The organism is Parafrankia discariae (assembly GCF_000373365.1).
Classification (GTDB): domain Bacteria; phylum Actinomycetota; class Actinomycetes; order Frankiales; family Frankiaceae; genus Parafrankia; species Parafrankia discariae.
Window position 1 is genome coordinate 1 of record NZ_KB891181.1, and the last position, 24,287, is coordinate 24,287.

Below are 24,287 nucleotides of genomic sequence, written 5' to 3' on the forward strand. Positions count from 1 at the left end.
CGTCTGAGAACAGACACATCGCCAACGTCAGATAGGCCGTCACATGGGGTGGGAGTTTCCCGCCCCTGCGCCGCTCACCGACGCCGCAGGCCGCCACCGCCTCGTCCACCGCGTCCCGCGGCACCGCCGTCACCAGCACACCCACCGACACCTGGTCCGGAGTCACCATCGAAGCCACGAACCGTGACCAAACCACCCAGCGGCACCGATGCCACGCCGCCACGCCGTACCACCCGCCAGCCACGAACAGCGAACATCAACTATTCAAGATCGACTTAAGCTTCACGGCATTGGGTCCGGAGTGGTCGGAGCGGTGGCTTCGACCGGGGAATGCTCGGCCGTCTCGCTGAACGCCCGGGACCGCTCCTCCGCATCGGCACTGCCGGCGAAGAGCCGGGCATCGGAGAGATCCTCCGTGTGGGCGGCCGTCCCGCCCGGCTCGGCCTTGTTCGGCCCGACCTCGACGGCCCTGGCCCGGCCCAGCCCGTTCCGGCTCGGCCCGTCACCGCCCCGTCCGTCATCGCTCGGCCTGTCCTTGTTCAGCCCGGCCTTGCCGAGCTCGACGCGGTGCCCGTTGGAACGCGCGCCGCTGTGTACTTCGGCGCGGGCGCCGACCATCGCGTCGTCGATCTCGATCCGGGTGCGCGGCAGCGCCGCCGCGTGGTTGCGCCGCAGCCAGTCGACCAGCGCCTCCCGGACGTGGCAGCGCAGGTCGAAGACCGTCGGCCCGTCGTTCCCGCTCACCAGCACCCGGATCCGCACGTGGTCCCCGACGGCATCGGTGACCTGCAGGACGCTGACCCGCCCGTCCCAGAGGTCGGTGTTCTCGACGATCCGGTGCATCTCCGCGCGCATGTCGGCGACGGGCACCGACCAGTCCAGGTCGAACTCCACCGCGCCGAGCACGGCGGACTCCCGGCGGGTCCAGTTCTGGAACGGGTTGGTGGTGAAATAGGTCGACGGCAGGATCAGCCGCCGGTCGTCCCAGATGTGCACGACCACGTAGGTGAGGGTGATCTCCTCGATCCGGCCCCACTCGTCCTCGACGACCACCACGTCGTCGACCCGGATGGCGTCGGTGAACGCGAGTTGCAGCCCGGCGAAGACGTTCGCCAGCGACGTCTGCGCGGCGAGCCCGGCGATGATGCCGACCACGCCGGCCGACGCCACGATGCTCGCGCCGGCGACCCGCACGCTCGGGAAGGTCATCAACATCGAGGCGACCGCGATCACGGTGATCACGACGACGGTGATCCGGCGCAGCAGGGTCACCTGGGTGCGGATCCGCCGCGCGTGCCGGTTGTCGGCGATGTCCATCCGGTAGCGCGACAGCGCCAGGTCCTCCACGACGAAGGCCAGCACGCCCACCACCCACGCGAGCGCGGCGATCAGCGCGAGGCCCAGCACGCGGATGGCGGCCGGCGTCCACGACTGCTCCACCGTCGCGTTCGCCGAGATGAGCAGGCCCAGAACGACGAGTGTCAGCCGGGCGGGCCGTCGCCCCCGTTCGGCGAGATCCTCGACGATCCGTGAGTGCCGGCCGATCCGCCGCAGGATCCGGTGTACGAGCAGGGACGCCAGGTAGCCGATGACGGCCGCCCCGGCCATGATCACGAGTACCGCGAGGTCGGAATCCGTGCCATCCATGGTGTCCATGCTGGAGAACGGGTCGAGCGCTGTCCGGTCCGCCACGGGCGAGGCTCCTTCGAATCGGGTGCGTATCTCGACCCCGTGCCCGTTTCGTCGTGGTCTGACCTGGTGACACCCTTCACAGTCCCCGGGAGGGGTGCGCTGACACGAGAGCATCGAGCGGCGCCGCTGTGGCTGTGAGCGTGCCGACGCGGCGCGTTCCTCATTCATCGGTGGCCGAGACCGGATCTACTTCCCGGTAGAGCCGGCGCCCGATGTGACGGTGTGTGATTTGCGTGTGGTTGACGTTCTGGCGCCGCCAGCCTTGTCCACAGTGCGTTTTGTTGCTTCTTAGCAGTCAATCCAGACTTTTGGCGGTGAAAATATATCCTCTGCACATCATCCGTTTTACGGATTGTGCGCATCCAGTGAGGCATCATCGTTGTGTGCCGTCACATCCGGTTGATCACTCGGCAGGCATCTTCGTGCCAGCCGAGGGCTCCCCTTGCCTGCAGGGTAGTCTTCGCCGTGCGGCCCTCCACCGAGGAGTGACGTACCGAATATGGGAAGGTCACGGGGGTAGCGGGGGCGCTGGACGGCGCATGGGCCGTGTCAGGTCGGCTGATTTGCGCGCTTGTCTCCCACGGGCCGGCATGTCGACAGGCCAGGGAAGTCCAGGAGGGGCGAGCCGTGAACACGGTCATGGTGAGGGCGGTCGTCGAGGGGGACCTCTCCAAGCTCAGCAGGATCGACCAGCAGATCTTCGGTCCGCTCGCGTACCCCTACTTCGTCCTGCGCCAGCTCTTCGACGTCCACTGGCAGGAGATCCTGGTCGCCGACGAGGGCGGCGAGCTGCTTGGTTACTCGATAGCCGTGCGCTCCGGATCGGAGAGCGAAACCGATCTCGCCCACTTCCTGGCCCTCGGGGTGGATGGCTCCCGTCGGGAGCAGGGCATTGGTCGTCGGCTGGCGAGAGAGACCCTCAGACGCCTGCGCGAGCGTGGCGTGCGTTGGGTGCAGCTGGCGGTGGCACCCGACAACTCGGCCGCGATACACCTGTACAGCTCGCTGGGTTTCGTGAAGACCAGGGACGTCGACGACTATTACGGCGAGAACGAGCCGCGGCTGCTGCTCGAACTCGACCTGACGTCATCACAGCTGTCGGACGGTCGGGAAAACGGCCATCACGCGTCGCGGACCGTCACGCACTAGCCGAGGCGGTCCGCGCCTGCTCCCGGCTGGACAGCCGGGTCCGGCTCGCCTGGACGCATCGTACGGAGAATCGTCCGTCGAGCGGTCTCGCTCCCGGTTTCGCTCTCGCGCGCGCCGTCGCCGTTCGGCACGGCGCTGTTTCTGTCACCGCCGTGCCCGTTCGCGGGTGGTTCGTCGCCGCGTGGAGGGCCCCCGCGCCTGCCCCCGGACGCGTCCCGGGTCCGCGGCCCGTCGCCCGCCCCGGCCACAGCCTGGTTCAAAACAGTGACGCGTGTAATTCGTGGGAGCCGCTGTGCAGGTAGAAAAGAGCAAGTACCCGATGGACGCCTCTGACGAGCCGCGGTGGGACGAGTTCGATCCCGGTGCCTACCACGCGCACAACTACGCCGTCCTGCGTGACGACGACCGGGAGATTCTCGAGGGCGTGCGGGAGTTCTTCGCCACCCGGGCGGCGGCCGCGGCCGCCGCCCGTTCACTGCGTGGGCTGGACGTGGGCACCGGCAGCAACCTCTACCCGGCGCTGTCGATGCTGCCCTGGTGCGATCGGATAACCCTGTGGGAACGCTCCGCGAGTAACGTCGCGTGGCTGAAGGAGGAGATCCGGTCCTACAGCTCCACCTGGGACCCCTTCTGGAAGGTGTTGACCCGCGAACCCGCCTACAGCGGCGTGGCCGACCCGCGCCGGGTGCTGGCGGACCGGGCGACGGTCGAGCGGGGAAGCGTCTTCGACCTGCCCAGGTCCCAGTGGGACATCGGCACGATGTTCTTCGTCGCCTGTTCCATCTCGGGCCACATGGCGGATTTCCGTCGGGCCTCCGACTGCTTCCTGAAGGCGCTGGTACCCGGTGCGCCGTTCGCAATGGCTTATATGGAGAAATCCAGCGGATACCAGGTCGGGAACATTCGTTTCCCGGCGGTTTCGGTGGCGATGGACGATATTGTCGCCAGTCTCGACGGAACGGCGACGGATCTGAAGGCCGACCGGTTCGTCGGCACCGAGAAGCTACGCGAGGGATACGCGAGCATGGTCCTCGTCCGCGGCCGTACCAGAAAGTGGGAACCGGCCGCCTCAGTCGCGACCGCAGGCGCCTAGCGGCCCGGGAACGGGAAGAAGGTAGACGGCGTTGGATATCCGTCCGAGGCAACTTCTGCTGGAGATGTGGGAGTCGGCCGTCGAGTACTCGTACCCGAGCGGCGAGTGGAAGTTCGGCGGCCGGGCCGAGTCGAACTCGACCAGTGACGCCGAGCAGCTTCTCTGTCTCATGTATCCGTCGTACCAGATGACCGGCATGGAGATCGTAAAGCCGGACGAGACGGCCAAGGATGTCCGTGACGCGCTGAAGCGGATCGGCGACGCCCGGCAGATCCCGCAGATCATGGTGCAGACCCTCGGTGAGTATTTCGGCCGGTACACGAACGAGCGGAAGGCCCCGGTTTTCGCCGGCGGCTCCTACTTCCAGTCGGCCGGGCCGGACGAGACACCGACCCCCGAGCAGCAGGCGCTGGAGATCGTCGACTCCTTCTCGATGTCCATCACGCTGTCGCTCGCCGTTCTCGGCTTCGTCCGGGAGTTCCGGTCGACCGTTCGGCGTGACGCGCTGCTGGCCGAGATGCTGGAGCTGGAGAGGGCCGCGTCGCGCCGGCTGACCGCGTCGATGGTGGGACTGCTGCGCTGCTTCACCGTGCGGACCTTCACTCCTTATTCAGAGGAGGGCCGGGCGCTGTGCGACCTGGTCAACACGGAGCAAAAAGCGACCGAGAAGGTGCTCGACGAGCTCCGTGACGCGCTCGTGCCCGCCCGTACCTCGCTGCGTGAGCTGAAGCTCGGCGTGGAACTGGCGGCCGACGTCGTGGAGGACGACGGTGTGCTGTTCGAGTGCGGCTGGTCCTGGGGCATCATCCGGGAGGCGCCGCCGGTCGAACTGGAATCGAACGTCGACGTCTACCAGGCTCCGGGCGTCGCGCTGGCGAAACCGTCCCTGTATTTCACCGTCGTCGCGCTCGACGGTATCGCGGACCTCTTCTCGGAACGCACCCGGAGGCTCGGCCTGATCAACCCGGACCAGGAGAGCCTGGTGGGCGCGTTGCAGCTGCGCTCGAATCTGGCCCGCATCTACTGGAGCACCATCGCGCGTCTCGGCCGGGGCCGCTGGCCCGTCGAGGAGGTTCCCTGGCGGGGCGCGGATCCCGCCGAGGAAGGGCCGGAGACGGACTACGACACGCTGCTGGCCGCCTCGATCACGATCGAGGCGCTGGCCAGCGAGCGAGCTCGGGACGTCGACATCGCGCGGATCGGGGAGGTACTGGCGGAGCTGGCCGTGCGCGGCCGGGTCACCAGACGGGCCAGGCAGCGCGAGCCCGCGATCGGGCTGCACGTCCCGGGCGTGCGGCTGGTGCTCACCGGAGCCGAGGACCTCGGGCCGCCCCTGGTGTGGCCGGTGGCGGACTTCTCGACCGCGCTGCTCAAGCGGGTGGCGCGGGCCGCGTCCATCACCCGCGACAGTGCTCTGCGGGACCGGCTGGTCGCCCTGGCGGACGAGATCTGGAAACGTCACGTGCGGCTCCGTCAGCTCGCCGACCCCCCGGGCGCCGGGCTGTGGGACGACACCAGCCTCCTGAACGTGCCGCCGACGGACAAGGGGCCGTCGTGGTACTTCACCGAACGGGTGATGGAGGCGCTCGTCACGGTCGCGGCGCTCACCGACCGGCGCCCGTACAGTCCCACGCTGGCCGAGCTGGCGCTGGACATGCTCGCGGAGGCCGACCACCTGCACATGACCGAGCTGCTGCGGGAGTCACCGACAGCCGCCCTCCCGGCCCGCACCCAGCTGCACGGCATCGGGGCGAACCTGCGGCGAGCCCGGGAGCTGCGTGAACGGCAGCCGGCGACGTCGATCTCGATCGTGCAGGCGGCGTTGCGCGATCTCGACGCGCTCGCCGTGGCCCGGCAGGCCTGAGGGCCGCGTCGATGATCGTGTTTGCGACGTCCGACAAGGGCGGCACCGGGCGCTCCGTGACGAGCTGCAACGTCGCCTACCGGCGCGCGATGCAGGGCAGCGACGTCTGCTACCTCGACTTCGACTTCGGTTCACCCACCGCGGGCGCGATCTTCGGGGTGGAGGCGGCCGGGCAGGGCACGGCGAGCGGCGGTGGGCTGCACGAGTACCTCGCCGGCCGGGCGGCCGAAGCGGACCAGCTGGACGTCTGGGCGCAGTCGGAGCTGGGCGGGCCGCGGGCCAGGCCGCTGGGCGCCGGCCGGCTCACCCTGCTGCCGGGAGACTCCGGGGGCGGCGAGTTCCCCGTCGACGCGGCCATGGCCCGGCGGTGCAGCGACCTGTTCCTGCGCCTCGACGAGGAGTTCGAGCTCACCCTCGTCGACCTCAGCGCCGGCCGCTCCTACGCGACGGAGCTGGTGCTGCGCGCCACGGCCGACCCGGTGATCGCCGACAAGAAGGCCCGCTGGCTGGTGTTCCACCGCTGGACCCGCCAGCACATCGTCTCCGCCGCCGGCCTGGTGTTCGGCCCGTACGGCGTTCTCGACGCGGGGACGGCCTGGGGACACCAGCGTCGCGAGCTGGAGGACTCCATCCGGTTCGTGCGCACCGCGGTCCTCGAACCGGACTCGCCTCAGCTGTCCGTCCTGCGGCCGGAACAGTCGGTGTGGCTGCAGTCGTACAACACCAGCCTGCAGAAGCTGGCGGCGAAGCTGCGGATCGGCCGCAGCGTGATGCTCGGCTCCATCCCGCTCGACCCGGTCCTGCAGTGGCGCGAGCAGATCATCGTCGAGGACGACATCTCGACCACGCGGATCGCCAACGAGGAGACCGGGCAGGCGTTCGAGGAACTCGCGAAGCGCCTGACGGACGACGGCGCGTGGGAGGGGCTCTGACGCACGTGGAACCTTTCCCCGGCGGGCCGGCGAGCTCCTCCGGGGCCGCGGTGTTCCGGGAGACGAGCGCCGTCGAGCGCACCGCGGAGCTGCCGCTGGCCCAGCTGTCGGTCGAGGTCGGTCACTTCTACCCGGAGGACCTGACCGGTGGTGACGGCGCGTTGGCGGAGCATTTCCGCCGCATCGCGCCGTGGGTGGACCGGCCGCGGCTGGAATCCCTGGCCGGCGTCGCCGGCCGGACCCCTCGGGTGAGTACCTGCCTGCTGATCGACGACTACTCCGACCAGGGGAAGATGCCGCCGCCCGCGGTGGCGGTGCCCGAGCTGCTCGCCGCCGCCGGTGCCAGCGGCGTCACCGTCGACTACATCGCGCGGGAGTCGGCGTGCACGGCCACCGAGCACGCGCCGCTGGCGCGCATCGTCGAGGGAGCGCTCGTCGTCGACCCGCCCTACGGGGCGAACGGTTCGCGTCCGCCGCCGGACGAGACGGGCTGGCTGTGCAACGGGGCCCGCTCGCCGTCCCCGGTCGGGGGCCGGGCGATGGGAGCCGCGGAGTCCTGGCGGCCGCCGACGGAGAACGGTTCCCGCCGCCATTCGGTGTTCCTCGACGTGGAGCTGTGGAGCGAACACCGGGCACACCGGGTCTGGTCATGCGCCTTCCTGGCGACGGTGTGGCAGCTGCTGCGGCTGGGCCTGTTACGGGCCGGCGGCGAGACGGTGGTTCGTCCGGTGGCGGTCGATCTGGAGAGTCTTCCCGACCGGTGGGCCGACCTCCCGGCGATCGGCCGGCTCACCCCGGCCCCCGCGCCCTTCTGCGCCTACCGGACGTTCTCCCTGCTCGACACCGGCTACCTGCCGATCGAGCACGCCGTGCGGGTGATCCTCGGTCAGGTCGGGGTCGACTCGGCCGCGCTGTCGGTCACGAGACGTCGCGCGGCTGCCGAAGGCGTTCCGCTGCCACCCGAACCCGCGGACCGACTCTCCTACCTCTTCCTGGGCCGCTGATGATGGCCCCACGCGCGGCGGCTGTTCCCCGGGCGACGGCCGCCCCACGCGCACCGAAGACGCCCGAGCCGGCCGAGGAGCTGGACCTGCTCGTCGGCGAGGTGCTCACCACCCTGCTGCAGAACTCACACCGGGTCGGCGCCGCCACCGCCGCCACGCTGTTGGACATCGTCCCGGGCGGTCGGGTCCGCAGCGCGACCCGGCCCATGGCCCACGCGTTCTCACCCGACGTCCGGGTGGGGGTGCACTGCCCCCTCGCCACCGCCTCGGGCACCAGGGCCGACGGCGCGGGAACGGTCGTGGCCCGAGCGTCCGTCACCGGAGGCACGGTCCTGCAGGCGTCCAGCAGGGCCCGGCTCATCCGCGCCGTCGGCGAGCGGCGGCTGCCATGGTCGCACTACGTGGCGAACCCCGGGACCGTCGAGGTTGTCGGACGCAGTACTGAGGACGACCTGGCAGCGGGATTCCTGACGGCGCCGACCAGGGCATCCCTTGATCTCGGCGCGGTGAGCGGCCGGTTGCTCGGCCGTGTTCAACGTAGCCCCGGTATCGATCGGGTGGCCTCGTTGCGCGCACGTCGGACGAAACTGCGTTTCGCCGTCAGCTGGCGGTCTTTCGATTCGCCTCTGCTGCCACAATCAGCCCGTAGCGTCGAGTTCGTCATCCACGACGAGACGCTGCGGACACTGAGGCTTCGGCTGGGCAGGTGCGATCCGTCCGACGCGGTGGCCGCGTGCGAGGATCTCGCCTTTCACGACTGGCTGCTGTCCACGGTGGAGGCCCTGCTCGACAACAGCCGAATCGGGGTTGACTCCGCGCCGGAGGTGGTGCGGCGTTTCCGTCCGGTGATCGACCGCCTGCTCCATCTGTGGATGCCCGGCGCGCGGGTCGTCGAGGAGCTGGCCGAGGTCTGGGGCGCGCTGGAAAGACGGCCCGGCTTCTCCCGGGAGTGGGCCAGCCTGACCGGGCAGATTCGGGACCAGCTCATGCTGGCCGGGCTCGAGCCGCCGTCGGACCGGTCCGCCCGGGACCGGACCGCGGGGGCCGACCAGGGGGCCGCGCGGAAGACCTTGTCGGCGTGTGACAGGGACTGAACGGGGGAGGGCGCGCGTGGTCAGGATCATCAGACAGGTCGTGGTGGCGGTCGCCACCGGCGGCGCAACTTTTCTGCTGAGCTATCTACTCGACGGAGAAACGACCTGGACGACGATGCTCTCCGTCTTCATCGGCGGCGTCGTCCTCACCGCGCAGCACCTGGTCGACGTCGAGAACGGCGTCGAGGCGGTCGGCCGGCGGCTGGACCGGGTCGACCGTGGCGTCCGCCTGCTGGAGTCGTTGGAGAACTCGGCTGTCGAGGTGGCGGTTCCCGGTGCCCGGCCCGTCAGCGGGCTGGTCGAGCGGGCCGCGAAGCTGGTCCCCCCGGCACCCGTGCTGGGCCGGCTCGTGGCCGAGGAGATCCGGGCGCTGAACGAGCTGCTGCGCGGCCTGGAAGGTGATTCCGTGACCTGCCAGGGCGAGGATCGGGACTGGATCCTGGCGCTCACCCGGGGAACCCGGCACACGATCTCGGCGACCAGCACCACCGCCGCCGACGGCGGGCGGCGTAGTTTCAGCGACGGATTCTGGAAGAGCGAGCTCGGCCGCGCGTATCTCGCGGCGCAGCAGGAGGCGGTCGCCCGCGGCGTGCTCGTCCGGCGGGTATTCATTCTCAACAACGAAAAGGTCCGGCGTAACGCGGATTTTATCAAGATCTGTGATGACCAGCGGAAGGCGGGCATCGTCGTCCACAGCGTCGTGGTGCCCGGCGGCGACCAGCTCGGCGGCGGGACGGGCTGGCGCAAGACCTTTCGTGACTTCATTCTGTTCGATGACGAGGTCAGCTACGAGGTGGAGGTCGGCGCTTTGCAGGGCGCCAGCATCACCAGCACCCATCTGAAGTTCGACCGGACGCGCATCGGTGAGCGCATCGCGCTGTTCAACGAGATCTGGGCCGAGGCGCGGGCGGCCGAGGCGGGAGCGGGCGACGCGGCCGGGCCCGCGGCGAGCTGAGGCCGACCGGTGGGCCGACCCGTCGCCGCGTGGGCGGCCGTCCGGTCTGGAGCGTCCAGGTCTGGAGCGTCCAGGCTCGGCCGCGGCTCCCGTCAGGTGAGGACGCGGGGGGCCGGCTTGCCGGGCGGGAGGAAGCGGTGCATGACGTAGAGGTCGACCTCGCCGTGCCACGGGTGGCGGTAGGCCGCGGGCAGGGTGCCGATCACCCGGAACGCCAGTGATCTCCACAGGGCCACCAGCCGGGTGTTCGCGGCGACCACCGAGTTGAGCTGCATCGCGCGGTAGCCGAGGTCGGCGGCGTAGTCGACCATCCCCTCGGCGGCGGCCCGGCCCACCCCGCGGCTGCTGGCCAGATCGGCCCCGTAGCCGTCGGCCCCGTAGCCGCCGGGGCCGAACGCGCCCCCGCCGAAGTTGACCACGGCCGGGTCGACCAGCAGCTGGGCCAGCGCCACGTGGTCGCCCAGACCCGGCTGGCTGGGGGTGAGCAGCGCCGTCGCGACGACACGGGTCGAACCGGGGCCGTCCTCGACTTCCATCACCAGCACGTGCGCGGGTGCCGGCAGCATCCACAGGCCCCGCGCGCTCCGCTCGTCGGTGCCCGGCGCCCACATGCACGTCTCGCCCTCGGCGACGACGGCCTCCCAGACCGGCCAGATGGCCGGCCAGTCGCCCTCCGCTGCCTGACGTGTCCGCACATACCGATCCTGCCCGCGAACGCCCGGAAATGGGGCGTCAGCTCTCCGCGGGGGTAGCGCGTTCGACTGAGAATCCCGTGCATCCGCCCACACCGTCGACGCCGCCATCGACGCGGTCGGGTGTGCCGGCCCTCGGGGCACCCGTGAGATTCACCATCTCGTAGCCGGCGGGGCGGCTGACCCATTCGTGGCCGGTGAGCGATATCCGCCCGCCCTGAACGGACCCGGTCATGGTGAACGAGCCGCGGGGAACAGCGGGGTTCCCCGGCAGCGGGTAGAAGTCGAAGACGGCGGTGAGCGCGGCCGGGTCGGTCCCCGCGATCCGCAGTGACAGGCCGGTGGCTCCCTGGGCGCAGGTGTGGCTTCCGCGCCACGTCCCGTCGACCGCGACCCCGTCGACGGCCGGGCCGCTCGCGGACGGCGGGGCCGAGGCCGCCGCGCCGACGGGGCCACCGGCCCCGGGCGTGGCGCTCCCACCGCCGCAGCCGGTCAGGACGAATGTGAGACCGGCGAACAGAACGACCGCCGGCGATCCCGTATTTCGAAGGCTTCTCGACCCGCGTCGCATTCGGGGTACCTCCCATTCGCCGGTGCCGCCGTCACCGGCCGTCCGGATGAGCAGTTTTCCGGGGCGCCGAACGATCCGCGATGTGGCTGTCGTATCCCCGACGCTGCGCCGTGCGGCGGTACCGCGCCGGACCGGCCGCGTCAGGGCACTACGATTGTGGTCGACACCAGTCGACGGGCAGCACGGAGGGCCCGCGTGGGCGTCGGAATGCATGAGGTACCGGCATACGAGGCACGAGCCGGACGGGGGAGTCCATGGCCAGGTCCTTTTCCGAATCCGAGCTGGGTGAACTGGCGAGGGTCTACCACCGGAAGCTTTCCGCCACATCACTGTTGGCGCGCGCGGGTATCGACCGCGAGAGTCAGCCCAGCTGGGACAGCCACACCTCCCGGGACTTCTGGTGGGAGGTGGGCGAGGAGGTGGCGTCGGGACGAGGCGGGCCGGACGCCGCTGACCGCGTCCTGGCCTTCGCGGCCGAGGAGTATCCCGGTAACGACGTCTTCCGCCGGTCGGCCGGCGGCCCGTCGCACGGCTCCCCGGCTCCGGCTTCGGTCCCAGCCCCGGCTTCGGCCGCGGCCGGGAGCGCCGCCGCTGTGCCGGGCGTCTCTGTCGGGGGTGGCCGGGCCGCCGAGCCCTTCGGGAGATCCGGCCCGTCCGGCTCGGCCGCTCCGGTCTCCGTCCTGGGGACGATCGTCGTGGTCGACGCGGTGGGCTTCAGCAGGAACGGTGCGCTCGTGCATCTGGAGTGGCGCAAGGGCATCAGCGCCGTCACCGCCCAGGCGGCGGCCGCCGTCCGTATCCCGGCGGACTCCATGTACTTCAACGACCGCGGTGACGGATTCATGATGATCGTCGAAGGTCGGGTACCCGCCGAGGCGGTGGTCGCCGACTTCACCCGGGAGCTGCGGATCGCCCTCGGCGAGTACAACCGCACCCGCAACAGCGTCGGACGGATCCGGCTGCGCGTCGCCGTGCATGAGGGCCGGGCGTTCGTGGACGGCACCGGCCTCGCCGGCACCCCCGCGATCGTCACGGCGAGGCTGGTCGACGCGAAAGAGCTGCGCGGCGTCCTCGGAAAGGCCGACGGCCCGGATACCGCCCTGATCGTCTCGGACGCGATCTACCAGTCGACGGTCGCCGAGCGGCTGCGCGGGCTGGACCCGGACGACTTCGTGCGGGTCGAGGTCGACATGGAGAAGTACCAGGGCGTCGCGTGGATCGCGGGACGCGAGAACGCCGACACGGCCGACACGGCCGGCGCGGCCGGTTCGGGGGAGGAGGCCCGTACGGTGGCGGCCGAACAGCTGCCGGTGCCCGAGCCGGCGACCGGCAGGTGGGATTTCCTGATCTCGTGCACGGAGGCCGACGTGGACTGGGGCCAGTGGATCGCCCACCAGCTCCAGGTCGCCGACTACAAGGTGCACCTGGACGCCCTCGACATGGTGGCGGGCACGGGCCGCGTCGCGGAGTGGCACGACGCGGTCCAGTACTCGACCCGGACGATCGCCGTGCTGAGCGAGAGCTACCTGACCGCGGCGCGGAAGATCCAGTCCCAGTGGCAGGCGGCCTGGGAGAGCGACGGCACCGGCGCCGGCGAGGGCGGGGTGGAGCGCAGGCTGATCCCGGTGGTGGTCCGGCCGTGCAGCCCGGGTGGTCTGCTCGGGGGCATCACCCCCATCGACCTGATCAGCCGCCTGGACGACCGGGAGGTCGCCCGCGAGTACCTGCTGGAGGAGATCGAGGCCACGTTGACCGGGCGGCGCAGGCGGTCGGCCACCGCACCCCCGTTCCCGGGAAGGAGCTGACCGCTCCGGGGCACCGGCCGGTTCAGCGGGGTTCGGCGCGGTTCAGTGCCAGCCGAGCTCGTCCAGCCGGTCGTCGCCTATACCGAAGTGGTGCGCGATCTCGTGGATGACGGTGATCCGCACCTCACGCACGACGTCCGCCTCCGAGGCGCTCATGGCGCAGATCGGATTGCGGTAGATCGTGATGCGGTCGGGGAGCACGCCGCTGTACCAGTCGCCCCGCTCGGTGAGGGGAATTCCCTCGTAGAGGCCCAGCAGGCCGTCCGCGGAGTCGTCCTCGACCAGGATGGCGACGTTGCGCATCCGTCGTCCCAGCTCGGGCGGCAGGCTGTCCAGCGCGGCGACGACCAGTTCCTCGAACCGTTCCGGGCTGACGGTGACCACGGTTCCCATCCTGCCGTGCCGGCGCGGCACCGCCGGCACGACAGGACGGTCGGGGTCACATGACAGGACGGCCGGGGGTCAGGAGAGGGCGACCAGGGCGCCGAGGGCGAACCCCACGGCGGCGAGCCAGACCAGGGTCGGCAGCGCGTGCAGCCAGCCGGCCAGGGGGTGCCGCCGCGCGGCCCCGCCACCAGCGCCGGCCCCGCCACCAGCACCAGCACTGGTGCTGGCCCCGGCACCCACCGGCTCGGGAGTTCGAGTGGCCGGGGCGGGCGGGGCGGCCTGCCCGGGAACCGGCCGGCGGCCCTGCCCGGCCAGCATGGTCTCGGCGTCGGCGTTGTCGAGCTGCGGCCGCGGCGGCGCGGCCGGCGGGCGCTGGACCGGCCGGAACGCCCGGAGCAGGACCTCCGGGCCGGCCAGCCCGCCCAGCCGGATGCGGATCTCGCCGTCGACGGCGAACTGCTTCGCCCGCGCGCCCTCGCTCCAGACTCCGTTGGTGCTCAGGTCACGCGCCGTCCAGCCGTCCGGGCCCGGGGCGAGCTCGACGTGCCGGCGGGAGACCTTCGTGTCGGCGACGGTGATGTCCGCGTCGCGGCTGCGGCCGATCACATAGGACCGGTCCGGGGTCAGCTCGACAGTTCCCGTGGCCGTGGTCACCCGGATGGTGCTCAGGTCCATGTTCTCCCCCTGCTCAGCCGCTGAAGACGGCGCCGTCGCGCACGGTCACCGGGATCGGCGCCAGCGGCTGCTTCGCCGGCCCGGCGACGCGAGCACCGGTCCGCGCGTCGAACTTGCTGCCGTGGCACGGGCAGATGATCTGCCCTCCCTCGACCGAGCTGACGTTGCAGCCCTGGTGGGTGCAGACGGACGTGAACGCCTTGATCCCGTCGCCGCCGTCCCGGGTCAGGACCGTGCTGGCGTCCTCGATGACCAGGCCGCCGTTCGCGGGGATGTCGGCGAGGTTGGCCAGTGGGGTCGTGGGGTTCCCCGCGGCCGGCGCGCCGCCCGCCGCGTTCGCCTCGGCGGCGGGCGGTTTCGGGTCGGCGGCACTGCTGCCCGAGGCGATCACGTAGCCGGCGGCGGCACCCGCCGCGGTCACGACAAGGCCGGGAACCACCACGCGCCGTGTCGGAGCTTCCTGCGTCATGCCGGCCTTCCTCAGTATTTCGGGATGTCGGGGCGGGTGAAAAACCACAGCGACGCGCTCAACCAGAGCACGACGAGGGTGAGGAGAACCGCCGACCCCAGTACCGGCAGCGCCCATCCCGGGAGTTTCCGCGTCCGCAGGCCGAGCATTTTCGCCGCGTAGGCACCGTAGAAAACGCACCCCGCGAGGCTGTGCACAAGCACGCGGGAATCGCTGCTGGCGAATCCGAGGGCCCAGATGCAGTGGAACGCGACGGGCAGCGTCAGCACGAAGGCGACCGTGCCGCTCCAGCGGTGGACGGGAGCCGTCCAGCCGGGCGCCCGGCCGGCCCCGGGCAGCCGCCCCCACATCCACAGAGCGGTCGTGAGCTGCACCAACAGGAGGACGGCCGCGGCCGTGGTGAGCCAGGCCTTCATCGGCAACATGCCGGAGAAACCGAGGGTGAACAGCGGTCGACGGGCGGGGTCGTGGGTCTTCGAGTAGACCGCCAGCGCCAGCGTGACCGCCACCCCGGTCAACAACGCGACGGCGAGGCCCAGCCCCACCGAAGGCGCACGTGTGCTATCTCGAGCCGTATCCGAACCGGAACCTTCCGTGCCCAGCGCCATCCGCCTCCCCGTTCGCCGAAATCCCTGCTCGGCGCACTATGCAGCAAAAATGGGGGTGCGGTCTAGTTTCGTCGCTCGGCTGACAAGCCGACGGGAACTCGCGTCCTCGGATAGAAACGGAAGTTCGATTCCGGAAACCGGGCGGCGGGCGGCCGGGCGGCAGCAGGCGGGCGGCAGCAGGCGGGCGGCGGGCGGCCGGGCGGCAGCAGGCGGGCGGCGGGCGGCCGGGGGCGGCGGCCGGCCGGGCCGGGAGGATCCTCCCGGCCGGACGGGCCGATCCGGCCCTTCCGACCCGTCCGGCGGACGTCACGCTCGGGTCGTGACCTTCTGATGCTGGCCGAGGGACCGGGAGCGGCTCTCCGGGGGTGCCCGGGTGCCCTGTCCCGCCCTGCCACGGGTGGCCGGCGTCAGTGCAACGGACCCTGGCAGTCCTTGCACCGCTCGCTGAGGATCGACAGGAGCTCGACCGCCTTGATCGAGGCGTCCCGCACCTTGGCCAGGTCCTGCGAGGAGTTCAGCCGGAGCAGCGCGGACTCCGCGCCGTCGGTCGCGCCCTCGCTGAGCGCGTCGACGATCTCCGCCGCCGGGGTCCCGTACTGGTACAGGAGGACCTGCTTGTCCTGGTAGGACGGCAGCTCGGCGGGGAGGTGGCCGAGGCCGACTCCGGCGAGTTTCCGGCTGAGGATCTGCCGTACATTGGTGCCGAGCCGGCCGTAGCCGCCGATCTCGCGCAGGACTGCCATGTCGATCCGATAGACACCGTTGTTGCCGACGACCGCGGTGCGCAGTTCTTCCCATGTGATGGGCGAGCCGGTCCAGGCGTCGACGGCCTGAGCTTCCGTCACTTCCTACCGTCCTGGCTTTCGGTACCGCTGCTGATGGGACCGAGCTGTTTGCTGGGTGCTGTTTGCCGGGTGCTGTCTGCCGGGTGTTGACCGGTGCTTTTATCCCGTGTGCGCGAGGCAACGCTATCCGACCTTCCGGACCTGGTCCAGACAGGAGCGGCCCGGGTGGTTTCGAAAACGTAAAGGCCTGGCCGGCCCGCTTCCGGGGGAGCCCTGCCGAGGGTGCTCGGGAGGGGTCCGCGACCCCCGTTACCCGCAATTAGGACGATAGTCCACCGCGAACACGGCGGAATCTGCTGATAGAGTTCCGCAAACGCGGATACGCGCGGCCTCGTCGGGCGCAGATGCGGGGGTGACCGAGTACTCAGGGTCCGGGTTTCGGTGTTGTACGTCACGCCGAAGTCGGTGTATCGGGGGCGGTCACCAGGGAGGACACTCCTGATTAACGGCCCGCTGATCCGGCTGAAACCGGATCGGCCGTCGGGTGGGGGTGCCCCCGGTGGGCCTGTGCCGCGCCTTCCGCCGCGGCCCGTGCCGCCGCACGTGCAGGTCGCGGGGCGGCCCGGGAATCCCACCAAAAACTTATCCTCGGAATTTTCTTTCAGGCTTTCCTGGGTGGTGAGGTAGCCCCCCGTGGGGTCGATTTCTTGTTAACGGAGCGGTTACCGACGTACATGCGCCCGAAATGAATCCCTCCTACGGTTTCTACATATCGCGGCAAGCCGGGAGGGCGAGCTACCAGCGCCCAGCGGTTCGCGGGGCCACGACCGCAACCGATTTCCGACCCGCGGGACGCACTGCGCGAAACCGTGCAGGCGTACGCAGCTCCAGGAGGAGAATGCAATGCGCCAGATCGCGTTCTACGGCAAGGGTGGTATTGGCAAGTCCACCACCCAGCAGAACACCATGGCTGCCATGGCCGAGATGGGCCGTCGCGTCATGATCGTCGGCTGCGACCCCAAGGCTGACTCGACCCGCCTCATCCTGCACGCCAAGGCCCAGACCTCCGTCATCCAGCTCGCGGCGGAGAAGGGCTCGGTCGAGGACCTGGAGCTGGACGAGGTCCTGGTCGAGGGCCAGTGGGGCATCAAGTGCGTCGAGTCCGGTGGCCCGGAGCCGGGCGTGGGCTGCGCCGGCCGTGGCGTCATCACCTCCATCACGTACCTGGAGGAGGCCGGCGCCTACGAGAACCTGGACTTCGTCACCTACGACGTCCTCGGTGACGTGGTCTGCGGTGGCTTCGCGATGCCGATCCGCCAGGGCAAGGCCCAGGAGATCTACATCGTGACCTCCGGCGAGATGATGGCGATGTACGCCGCGAACAACATCGCCCGCGGTGTCCTCAAGTACGCGCACTCCGGTGGTGTGCGCCTCGGTGGGCTCATCTGCAACAGCCGTAACACCGACCGCGAGGACGAGCTGATCATGGAGCTCGCCCGTCGCCTCAACACCCAGATGATCCACTTCATCCCGCGTAACAACGTCGTGCAGCACGCCGAGCTGCGCCGGATGACGGTCATCGAGTACGACCCCCAGAACAGCCAGGCCAACGAGTACCGCGCGCTGGCCAAGAAGATCGACGAGAACGAGATGAAGACCATCCCGACCCCGATCACCATGGACGAGCTCGAGGAGCTCCTGATCGAGTTCGGGATCATGGAGCAGGAAGACGAGACGATCATCGGCAAGAAGGCCGACGCGACCGTCGCCTGAGGCTCCGGCCACCTGCTCTGACACTGTCGAGGATGAGGTCCCGATCATGACGACGACTCCGGCTCCGCAGCGGGCCGAGACCGAGGCGATGATCGCCGAGGTCCTGGAGCAGTACCCCCAGAAGGCGGCCAAGTTCCGCGCCAAGCACCTCAAGTCCAACGACCCCGAGGGGTCGAAGGAGTGCGAGGTCAAGTCCAACATCAAGTCCCGCCCCGGAGTCATGACGATCCGTGGCTGTGCCTACGCCGGTTCCAAGGGCGTGGTGTGGGGCCCGGTGAAGGACCTGGTCACGATCAGCCACGGCCCGGTCGGCTGCGGCCAGTACTCCTGGGCCACCCGGCGCAACTACGCCCGCGGTCCGTGGGGTGTCACCAACTTCACCGCGATGCAGATCACCACGGACTTCCAGGAGAAGGACATCGTCTTCGGCGGTGACCCCAAGCTGGAGCAGGTCTGCGACGAGATCAACGAGCTCTTCCCGCTGGCCAAGGGCATCTCGGTCCAGTCCGAGTGCCCGATCGGTCTGATCGGCGACGACATCGAGGCGGTCTCCCGCACGGCGTCGAAGAAGCTCGGCAAGCCGGTCATCCCGGTCCGTTGTGAGGGCTTCCGCGGGGTGAGCCAGTCCCTCGGCCACCACATCGCCAACGACGCGGTCCGCGACCACGTTCTCGGCACCGGCGGCGAGTCGTTCCAGGAGACCCCGTACGACGTCGCGCTCATCGGCGACTACAACATCGGCGGCGACGCCTGGGCGTCCCGGCGGATCCTCGAGGACATGGGCCTGCGCGTCATCGCCCAGTGGTCCGGTGACGGCACGCTGAACGAGATGGCCTCGACGCACCTGTCGAAGCTGAACCTGATCCACTGCTACCGCTCCATGAACTACATCTGCACCACCATGGAGGAGCGTTACGGCACTCCGTGGATCGAGTTCAACTTCTTCGGCCCCACGAAGATCGTTAACTCGATGCGGGCCATCGCCGCCAAGTTCGACGAGACGATCCAGGCGAAGACCGAGGCCGCGATCGCGCGTTACCAGAAGCGCTTCGACGAGATCACGGCCGCGTTCAAGCCGCGTCTCGACGGCAAGCGCGTCATGCTCGCCGTCGGCGGTCTGCGCCCCCGCCACACCATCGGCGCCTACGAGGACCTCGGCATGGAGGTCGTCGGCACCGGTTACGAGTTCGCGCACAAGGACGACTACACCCGCACGTACGCCGAACTCAAGGAAGGCGTCGTGCTCTACGACGACCCGACGGCGTTCGAGCTGGAGGAGTTCGCCAAGCGGCTCAAGCCGGACCTCATGGGTGCGGGTGTCAAGGAGAAGTACGTCTTCCACAAGATGGGCATCCCCTTCCGCCAGATGCACTCCTGGGACTACTCCGGGCCGTACCACGGCGTCGACGGCTTCGCGGTCTTCGCCCGCGACATGGACATCGCCATCAACAGCCCGACCTGGGACCTCATGGAGACCCCCTGGTCGAAGGCCGGCGAGGTTTTCTGACCGGAGTCTCCGGTCCCCGCCGGCGATCGCCGGCGGCCATCAGTCACGGTAGAAAGGAGGATGTCCGGTGACGACGACTCCCGAGACAGGCAGTTCCATTCCGTTGCGGGTCCTCGACCACAGCGAGCTGTTCAAGGACGAGGTCTACCAGAAGCAGTTCGAGGGCAAGGCCGAGTTCGAGAACGGCAGTGACTCCGCCGAGGTTGCCCGCGTCCTCGAGTGGACCCGCGGCTGGGAGTACCGGGAGAAGAACTTCGCCCGGGAGGCGCTGACCGTCAACCCGGCGAAGGCCTGCCAGCCGCTCGGCGCGGTGCTCGCGGGCCTCGGGTTCCAGGGCACGCTGCCGCTCGTGCACGGTTCGCAGGGCTGCGTCGCGTACTTCCGCAGCCACTTCGCTCGGCACTTCAAGGAGCCCGTCCCCGCGGCATCCACGTCGATGACCGAGGACGCGGCGGTCTTCGGCGGCCTGAACAACCTGGTCGAGGCGCTGGAGAACACGACCGCGCTGTACAAGCCGAAGATGGTCGCGATCAGCACCACCTGCATGGCCGAGGTCATCGGTGAGGACCTCTTCGCCTACATCGGCGCGGCCAAGGAGAAGGAGGTGGTCGCCCTCGACTACCCGGTTCCCTACGCCCACACCCCGAGCTTCGTGGGCTCGCACATCACCGGGTACGACAGCATGCTCAAGGGAATCCTTGAGAACCTGACGAAGTCGGCGGACGCGACGGAGCCGGCGGCCGGTGGGAAGCCCCGGCTGAACATCATCCCCGGTTTCGAGACCTACACCGGCAACCTGCGCGAGTACCGGCGCGTGCTCGAGCTCATGGGCGTGGACCCGCTGATCCTCGGCGACCACGCCGACTCGCTCGACTCGCCGGCCGACGGGGAGTACGACCTCTACCCCGGCGGCACGCCGCTGGCCGAGGCGGCGAAGGCGAAGTTCAGCCGCGCCACCGTGCTCCTGCAGGAGTCCGCCACCCGCAAGACCACCGAGCTGATCCGCGACGTGTGGAAGCAGGACACGCTGGTGCTGGAGACCCCGATCGGGGTCCGCGGCACCGACCAGTTCCTGACCGAGATCGCCCGGCTCGCCGGTGTCGAGATCCCGGCCGAGCTCACCGTCGAGCGCGGTCGTCTCGTCGACGCCCTGACGGACTCGCACGCCTACCTCCACGGCAAGCGGGTCGCCATCGCCGGTGACCCGGACCTCGTCGTGGCGCTCACCCGCTTCGTGCTCGAGCTCGGCATGATCCCGGTGCACGTGGTCAGCACGAACGCCGACAAGGACTTCAAGCCCCGCATGGAGAAGGTCCTCTCGGCGAGCAAGTTCGGCGAGGCGGCGACCGTCTGGCCGGAGAAGGACCTGTGGCACCTGCGGTCGCTGGTCTTCACCGAGCCGGTCGACCTGCTGATCGGTAGCACCTACCTGAAGTACATCGCCCGGGAGGCGAACGTTCCGCTGGTGCGGGTCGGTTTCCCGATCTTCGACCGGCACCACCTGCACCGCTTCCCGATCGTCGGCTACACCGGCGGGCTGCACCTGCTCACGCAGCTCGTGAACACCGTGCTGGACGAGCTTGACCGGACCAGCCCGGACCATAGCTACGACGCCGTGCGCTAGGCCCCGTCCGGGGGACGCCTCCTGAGCGTCCGGTGTCCCCCGGGCGGCGCGCACGGCCTTCCCAGTGGTCGGCCGGCTGGCGGCCCCGCGCCCCCGCTCCGCCGGGGCCCCCGCCCGCGCGCTGGGACCGCGCCCCCCGCGCCGCGGAGGCCGGTGCCCCGCCACTGCCGGGGCCGGCGCCCCAGCCGGCCGGCCACCATCCCGCCAGCACCATCCGCCCGCACCACCGCTACCCGGCACCCCCAGCACCATCACCGGTTCAGAAGAACTGCTGGTCCATCGAACGGCCCGCTCACCCAGCTCACCGAGGGACGACCCTCCCTAAGCCGAGAGATCGCCATGGCCGCCACTGACCGTGCAACGCTATTCACCGAACCGGCCTGTGATCACAACCGCGAGAAATCCGCCAAGGAGCGCAAGGCCGGCTGCCCCAAGCCCGCGCCCGGCGGCACCAGCGGCGGCTGCACCTTCGACGGTGCGATGATCACCCTGGTTCCGATTGTCGACAGCGCCCACGTCGTGCACGGCCCGATCGCCTGCGCCGGAAACTCCTGGGACGGGCGGGGGAGCCTCTCCTCCGGCCCCGACCTCTACCGCCGCGGCTTCACCAGCGACGTCGGTGAGCAGGACGTCATCTTCGGCGGCGAGCAGCGCCTGTTCGACACCATCCTCGAAGCCGTCCGCCGGCACCACCCGCCGGCGGTCTTCGTCTACTCGACCTGCGTCACCGCGATGATCGGCGACGACATCGACGCCGTCTGCGCGGCGGCCGCCGAGCACACCGGCGTACCGGTCATCCCGGTGCACGCGCCTGGCTTCGCCGGCAACAAGAACCTCGGCAACCGGCTCGCCGGCGAGGCGCTGCTCGAGCACGTCATCGGGACGGTCGAGCCGTCCGACGTGACCGAGCTCGACGTGAACCTGGTCGGCGAGTACAACATCGCCGGCGAGCTGTGGGACGTCCTGCCGGTGCTGGCCAAGATGGGCATCCGGGTCCGGGCCTGCATCAGCGGTGACGCGCGCTACGCCGACGTCGCCGCCGCGCACCGGGCCCGCGCGACGATGGTCGTCTGTTCGCGGGCGCTGTTGGGGCTGGCCCGCGGCCTGGAGGAGCGCTACGGCATCCCCTGGTTCGAGGGCAGCTTCTACGGCGTCCGGGCGATGAACGACACGCTGCGCGAGTTCGCCCGCCTGCTCGGCGGCGCGGAGCTGGCCCGGCGCGCCGAGGAGGTCATCGCCCTCGAGCAGACCGCCGTCGACCTGGCGCTGGAGCCCTACCGCGAGCGGCTCGCCGGCAAGCGCGCGGTGCTCTACACCGGCGGGGTCAAGAGCTGGTCGATCGTCTCCGCGCTGCAGGACCTCGGCATCGAGGTCGTCGCGAACGGCATCACCAAGAGCTCCGACGGCGACGTCGAGAAGATCCGCGAACTGCTCGGCCCGGACGCGAAAATCGTCTCCGAGGGCAGCCCGCGCGAGCTGCTGCGCATCGCCGAGGAGACCCGCGCGGACATCCTCGTCGCCGGCGGCCGCAACCAGTACACGGCGCTCAAGGGCCGGCTGCCGTTCCTCGACATCAACCAGGAGCGGCACATCCCCTACGCCGGTTACCGCGGCGCGGTCGAGCTGGCCCGCCGCCTCGACATGGCGCTGTCGAACCCGGTGTGGGAGCAGGTCCGCGCCCCCGCGCCCTGGGACGTCGAGGGGGTGGCCTGATGGCCCGGGTCGTCACGAGTGACCGCCGGCCCGGCCTGGACCCGCTGCGGTTCAGCCAGCCGCTCGGCGGGGCGCTGGTCTTCCTCGGCCTCGCCGCGGCGATGCCCGTCATGCACGGGTCGAAGGGCTGTGCCTCGTTCGCCAAGGCGCTGCTGACCCGGCACTTCAACGAGCCCGTCCCGCTGCAGACCACCGGCGTCACCGAGGTGTCCGCGGTGCTCGGCAGCGGCGACGACCTCATCGCGAACCTGGACGGCATCCGCGCCAGGCAGAACCCGCGGATCATCGGGCTGCTCACCACCGGCGTCACCGAGGTCAGCGGCGAGGACGTCGCCGGCCAGGTGCGCCAGTACATCGCGATGATGAACCACACCACGCCCGAGGGCGCGCCGCTGATCGTCCGGGTGTCCACGCCGGACTTCGCCGGCGGGCTGTCGGACGGCTGGTCGGCCGCGCTGCGCTCACTGGTCGCCACCGTCCCCTTCGACCACGCCGACTTCGACGAGTATCCGGGTACGCGCGGCGCCGGCTCCGCGCCCGAGACGGTAGCCGTGCTCGTCGGACCGTCGCTGTCGGCGGCCGACCTCGACGAGCTCTGCGCGCTGATCCGCTCCTTCGGGATGGCGCCGGTGCTGGTCCCGGACCTCTCCGGCTCCCTCGACGGGCACCTGGCCCCGTCCTGGCAGCCGACGACGACCGGTGGCACCGGGCTCGCGCAGCTGCGCCGCCTCGACGAGGCCGGCCTGATCATCACCGCCGGCGCGACCGCCGCGGAGGCCGGGGTCGACCTGGCCGCGCGCACCGCCGCCGACCTCGTCCAGCACGACCACCTCAGCGGTCTCGCCGCGATGGACCGGCTGGTCACCGAACTGATGGCCTACTCGGGACGCGGGCCGGCACCCGAGGTGCGCCGCGCCCGCGCCCGGCTGGCGGACGGTCTGCTCGACACCCACTTCGTCCTCGGGGGGGCCCGGATCGCGCTCGCGATGGAGCCCGAGGCGCTGGTCGCCGTCGGCTCCCTGCTGCGCGACGTCGGCGCGGAGATCGTCGCGGCGGTGTCGCCGACGGCCGCGCCCGTGCTCGCCACCGCCCCCTGGGACGAGATCGTCATCGGTGACCTCACCGAGCTGGAGGAACGCGCCCTCGAAGGCGGCGCGGAGCTGCTCATCGGATCGAGCCACGTGCGCACCGTCGCCGACCGCATCGGTGCCGCCCACCTGTCGGTCGGGTTCCCGATCTACGACCGGCTCGGCTCCGCCCTGCGCACCACCGGCGGATACGGCGGCAGCCTGCGCCTGCTCGTCGACGCGGCCAACCGGCTGCTCGACCACCAGCACCACCACTCGGATCACCGCTCCGACCTCCATCTGGATCACCGCGCGCGGCCCGAAGACGCCGCCCAGCCCCCACTCGCGCCGTTCGACCAGCTCGACGTTCTTTGCCAGGAGTCCCCATGTTGAAGATCGGTTTCGCGACGAGTGACGGCAGTGCCGTGGACCAGCACTTCGGCTGGTGCCGCCGGTTCGACGTGTACGAGGTCGGGCCCGAGGGCTACCGCCTGTTCGAGACCAGGGAGCTGGGGCCCGCGGAGGAGGACGAGGAGGACAAGATCGCCTCGCGGCTGGCCGCGGTCGTCGACTGCGCCATCCTCAACGTCTGCGACATCGGTGGCACCGCGGCGGCGAAGGTCGTCAAGGCCCGCATCCATCCGATGAAGGTCGCCAAGGGCACCGAGATCGACGCCCTGCTCACCAAGTTCGTCGCGGTGCTCGCGGGCAGCCCGCCGCCCTGGCTGCGCAAGGTCCTCAAGGCGCACAGCCCGCAGGCGGCCCCCGCCTGGACCCCGGCCTCCTCGTCGCCGGCCCCCGCCGCGACGGACTAGGCCCCGCTGACCC

The 24,287-nt window shown here is 70.4% G+C and carries 23 protein-coding genes; 14 read left to right on the plus strand and 9 right to left on the minus strand.

Features of this window, described 5'->3' with window-relative positions; genetic code table 11:
* Both B056_RS40525 and B056_RS0109655 read right to left on the minus strand, forming a co-directional pair.
* The coding region (locus tag B056_RS40525; protein WP_195905872.1) for a transposase domain-containing protein at nucleotides 1-169 on the minus strand (169 nt) is incomplete at its 3' end.
* A 113-nt stretch (nucleotides 170-282) separates the two neighbouring features.
* Complete coding sequence (locus B056_RS0109655; protein WP_063826612.1) at nucleotides 283-1,656, minus strand: mechanosensitive ion channel family protein; 1,374 nt, start codon at nucleotides 1,654-1,656, stop codon at nucleotides 283-285.
* A 663-nt stretch (nucleotides 1,657-2,319) separates the two neighbouring features.
* Between B056_RS0109655 and B056_RS0109660 the strand changes: the two genes are divergently transcribed.
* The 7 genes from B056_RS0109660 to B056_RS0109690 all read left to right on the plus strand — a co-directional run bounded on the left by B056_RS0109660 (nucleotide 2,320) and on the right by B056_RS0109690 (nucleotide 9,783).
* A complete protein-coding gene (locus B056_RS0109660) occupies nucleotides 2,320-2,841 on the plus strand; it encodes a GNAT family N-acetyltransferase (protein WP_018501658.1) in 522 nt (173 codons plus the stop codon).
* A 292-nt stretch (nucleotides 2,842-3,133) separates the two neighbouring features.
* Nucleotides 3,134-3,934, plus strand: a complete 801-nt coding sequence (locus B056_RS0109665; RefSeq protein WP_018501659.1) for an SCO2525 family SAM-dependent methyltransferase — start codon at nucleotides 3,134-3,136, stop codon at nucleotides 3,932-3,934.
* A 31-nt stretch (nucleotides 3,935-3,965) separates the two neighbouring features.
* Nucleotides 3,966-5,798, plus strand: a complete 1,833-nt coding sequence (locus B056_RS0109670; RefSeq protein ID WP_026239512.1) for an SCO2524 family protein — start codon at nucleotides 3,966-3,968, stop codon at nucleotides 5,796-5,798.
* 11 nt (nucleotides 5,799-5,809) lie between these two features.
* Nucleotides 5,810-6,730 (plus strand): SCO2523 family variant P-loop protein, encoded by a 921-nt coding sequence (locus B056_RS0109675; protein ID WP_026239513.1) that lies wholly within the window; start codon nucleotides 5,810-5,812, stop codon nucleotides 6,728-6,730.
* 5 nt (nucleotides 6,731-6,735) lie between these two features.
* Nucleotides 6,736-7,734, plus strand: coding sequence for an SCO2522 family protein (locus tag B056_RS0109680; RefSeq protein ID WP_018501662.1), 999 nt, complete (start codon nucleotides 6,736-6,738; stop codon nucleotides 7,732-7,734).
* Nucleotides 7,734-8,828 (plus strand): SCO2521 family protein, encoded by a 1,095-nt coding sequence (locus B056_RS0109685; RefSeq protein ID WP_018501663.1) that lies wholly within the window; start codon nucleotides 7,734-7,736, stop codon nucleotides 8,826-8,828. Before B056_RS0109680 ends, B056_RS0109685 begins: the two co-directional genes overlap by 1 nt.
* A gap of 16 nt (nucleotides 8,829-8,844) precedes the next feature.
* Entirely contained in the window at nucleotides 8,845-9,783 is a 939-nt protein-coding gene (locus B056_RS0109690; protein ID WP_018501664.1) for a hypothetical protein, read from the plus strand.
* A gap of 92 nt (nucleotides 9,784-9,875) precedes the next feature.
* Here B056_RS0109690 and B056_RS0109695 read toward each other — a convergent pair whose 3' ends face one another.
* Both B056_RS0109695 and B056_RS0109700 read right to left on the minus strand, forming a co-directional pair.
* The gene (locus B056_RS0109695) at nucleotides 9,876-10,478 is read right to left on the minus strand and encodes a GNAT family N-acetyltransferase (RefSeq protein ID WP_018501665.1); all 603 of its coding nucleotides are present in this window, start codon (nucleotides 10,476-10,478) and stop codon (nucleotides 9,876-9,878) included.
* Nucleotides 10,479-10,515: 37 nt separating this feature from the next.
* Entirely contained in the window at nucleotides 10,516-11,046 is a 531-nt protein-coding gene (locus B056_RS0109700) for a hypothetical protein (RefSeq protein WP_018501666.1), read from the minus strand.
* A gap of 254 nt (nucleotides 11,047-11,300) precedes the next feature.
* Between B056_RS0109700 and B056_RS0109705 the strand changes: the two genes are divergently transcribed.
* Entirely contained in the window at nucleotides 11,301-12,851 is a 1,551-nt protein-coding gene (locus B056_RS0109705) for a toll/interleukin-1 receptor domain-containing protein (protein WP_018501667.1), read from the plus strand.
* A 42-nt stretch (nucleotides 12,852-12,893) separates the two neighbouring features.
* On the opposite strand, the gene B056_RS0109710 is transcribed toward B056_RS0109705, so the two are convergent.
* From B056_RS0109710 to B056_RS0109730, 5 genes are all read right to left on the minus strand, one after another.
* On the minus strand, nucleotides 12,894-13,244 hold the full coding sequence (locus B056_RS0109710; RefSeq protein WP_026239514.1) for a metallopeptidase family protein: 351 nt from the start codon (nucleotides 13,242-13,244) through the stop codon (nucleotides 12,894-12,896).
* A gap of 69 nt (nucleotides 13,245-13,313) precedes the next feature.
* On the minus strand, nucleotides 13,314-13,913 hold the full coding sequence (locus B056_RS0109715) for an FHA domain-containing protein (RefSeq protein WP_018501669.1): 600 nt from the start codon (nucleotides 13,911-13,913) through the stop codon (nucleotides 13,314-13,316).
* Nucleotides 13,914-13,926: 13 nt separating this feature from the next.
* Entirely contained in the window at nucleotides 13,927-14,382 is a 456-nt protein-coding gene (locus B056_RS0109720) for a Rieske (2Fe-2S) protein (protein ID WP_026239515.1), read from the minus strand.
* Between the two features lie 11 nt (nucleotides 14,383-14,393).
* Nucleotides 14,394-14,990, minus strand: a complete 597-nt coding sequence (locus B056_RS0109725) for a DUF6529 family protein (protein WP_026239516.1) — start codon at nucleotides 14,988-14,990, stop codon at nucleotides 14,394-14,396.
* A 407-nt stretch (nucleotides 14,991-15,397) separates the two neighbouring features.
* On the minus strand, nucleotides 15,398-15,835 hold the full coding sequence (locus B056_RS0109730) for a hypothetical protein (RefSeq protein ID WP_018501672.1): 438 nt from the start codon (nucleotides 15,833-15,835) through the stop codon (nucleotides 15,398-15,400).
* An 843-nt stretch (nucleotides 15,836-16,678) separates the two neighbouring features.
* On the opposite strand from B056_RS0109730, the gene nifH reads away from it, so the two are divergent.
* The 6 genes from nifH to nifX all read left to right on the plus strand — a co-directional run bounded on the left by nifH (nucleotide 16,679) and on the right by nifX (nucleotide 24,274).
* A complete protein-coding gene (nifH, locus tag B056_RS0109735) occupies nucleotides 16,679-17,548 on the plus strand; it encodes a nitrogenase iron protein (RefSeq protein WP_018501673.1) in 870 nt (289 codons plus the stop codon).
* Between the two features lie 46 nt (nucleotides 17,549-17,594).
* Complete coding sequence (nifD, locus tag B056_RS0109740; RefSeq protein ID WP_018501674.1) at nucleotides 17,595-19,055, plus strand: nitrogenase molybdenum-iron protein alpha chain; 1,461 nt, start codon at nucleotides 17,595-17,597, stop codon at nucleotides 19,053-19,055.
* A gap of 67 nt (nucleotides 19,056-19,122) precedes the next feature.
* A complete protein-coding gene (nifK, locus tag B056_RS0109745) occupies nucleotides 19,123-20,679 on the plus strand; it encodes a nitrogenase molybdenum-iron protein subunit beta (RefSeq protein WP_026239517.1) in 1,557 nt (518 codons plus the stop codon).
* 339 nt (nucleotides 20,680-21,018) lie between these two features.
* The gene (gene nifE / locus B056_RS0109750; protein WP_018501676.1) at nucleotides 21,019-22,392 is read left to right on the plus strand and encodes a nitrogenase iron-molybdenum cofactor biosynthesis protein NifE; all 1,374 of its coding nucleotides are present in this window, start codon (nucleotides 21,019-21,021) and stop codon (nucleotides 22,390-22,392) included.
* On the plus strand, nucleotides 22,392-23,852 hold the full coding sequence (gene nifN / locus B056_RS0109755; RefSeq protein WP_018501677.1) for a nitrogenase iron-molybdenum cofactor biosynthesis protein NifN: 1,461 nt from the start codon (nucleotides 22,392-22,394) through the stop codon (nucleotides 23,850-23,852). Before nifE ends, nifN begins: the two co-directional genes overlap by 1 nt.
* Nucleotides 23,846-24,274, plus strand: a complete 429-nt coding sequence (nifX, locus tag B056_RS0109760) for a nitrogen fixation protein NifX (protein WP_018501678.1) — start codon at nucleotides 23,846-23,848, stop codon at nucleotides 24,272-24,274. Before nifN ends, nifX begins: the two co-directional genes overlap by 7 nt.
* Nucleotides 24,275-24,287: the final 13 nt, after the last annotated feature.

Coding starts and splice junctions, on each gene's coding strand:
- B056_RS0109655 (WP_063826612.1), bottom strand. CDS start 1,656: ATGGACACCATGGATGGCACGGATTCCGACCTCGCGGTACTCGTGATC.
- B056_RS0109675 (WP_026239513.1), top strand. CDS start 5,810: ATGATCGTGTTTGCGACGTCCGACAAGGGCGGCACCGGGCGCTCCGTG.
- B056_RS0109685 (WP_018501663.1), top strand. CDS start 7,734: ATGATGGCCCCACGCGCGGCGGCTGTTCCCCGGGCGACGGCCGCCCCA.
- B056_RS0109700 (WP_018501666.1), bottom strand. CDS start 11,046: ATGCGACGCGGGTCGAGAAGCCTTCGAAATACGGGATCGCCGGCGGTC.
- B056_RS0109705 (WP_018501667.1), top strand. CDS start 11,301: ATGGCCAGGTCCTTTTCCGAATCCGAGCTGGGTGAACTGGCGAGGGTC.
- B056_RS0109710 (WP_026239514.1), bottom strand. CDS start 13,244: ATGGGAACCGTGGTCACCGTCAGCCCGGAACGGTTCGAGGAACTGGTC.
- B056_RS0109715 (WP_018501669.1), bottom strand. CDS start 13,913: ATGGACCTGAGCACCATCCGGGTGACCACGGCCACGGGAACTGTCGAG.
- B056_RS0109720 (WP_026239515.1), bottom strand. CDS start 14,382: ATGACGCAGGAAGCTCCGACACGGCGCGTGGTGGTTCCCGGCCTTGTC.
- B056_RS0109725 (WP_026239516.1), bottom strand. CDS start 14,990: ATGGCGCTGGGCACGGAAGGTTCCGGTTCGGATACGGCTCGAGATAGC.
- nifH (WP_018501673.1), top strand. CDS start 16,679: ATGCGCCAGATCGCGTTCTACGGCAAGGGTGGTATTGGCAAGTCCACC.
- nifD (WP_018501674.1), top strand. CDS start 17,595: ATGACGACGACTCCGGCTCCGCAGCGGGCCGAGACCGAGGCGATGATC.
- nifE (WP_018501676.1), top strand. CDS start 21,019: ATGGCCGCCACTGACCGTGCAACGCTATTCACCGAACCGGCCTGTGAT.
- nifN (WP_018501677.1), top strand. CDS start 22,392: ATGGCCCGGGTCGTCACGAGTGACCGCCGGCCCGGCCTGGACCCGCTG.
- nifX (WP_018501678.1), top strand. CDS start 23,846: ATGTTGAAGATCGGTTTCGCGACGAGTGACGGCAGTGCCGTGGACCAG.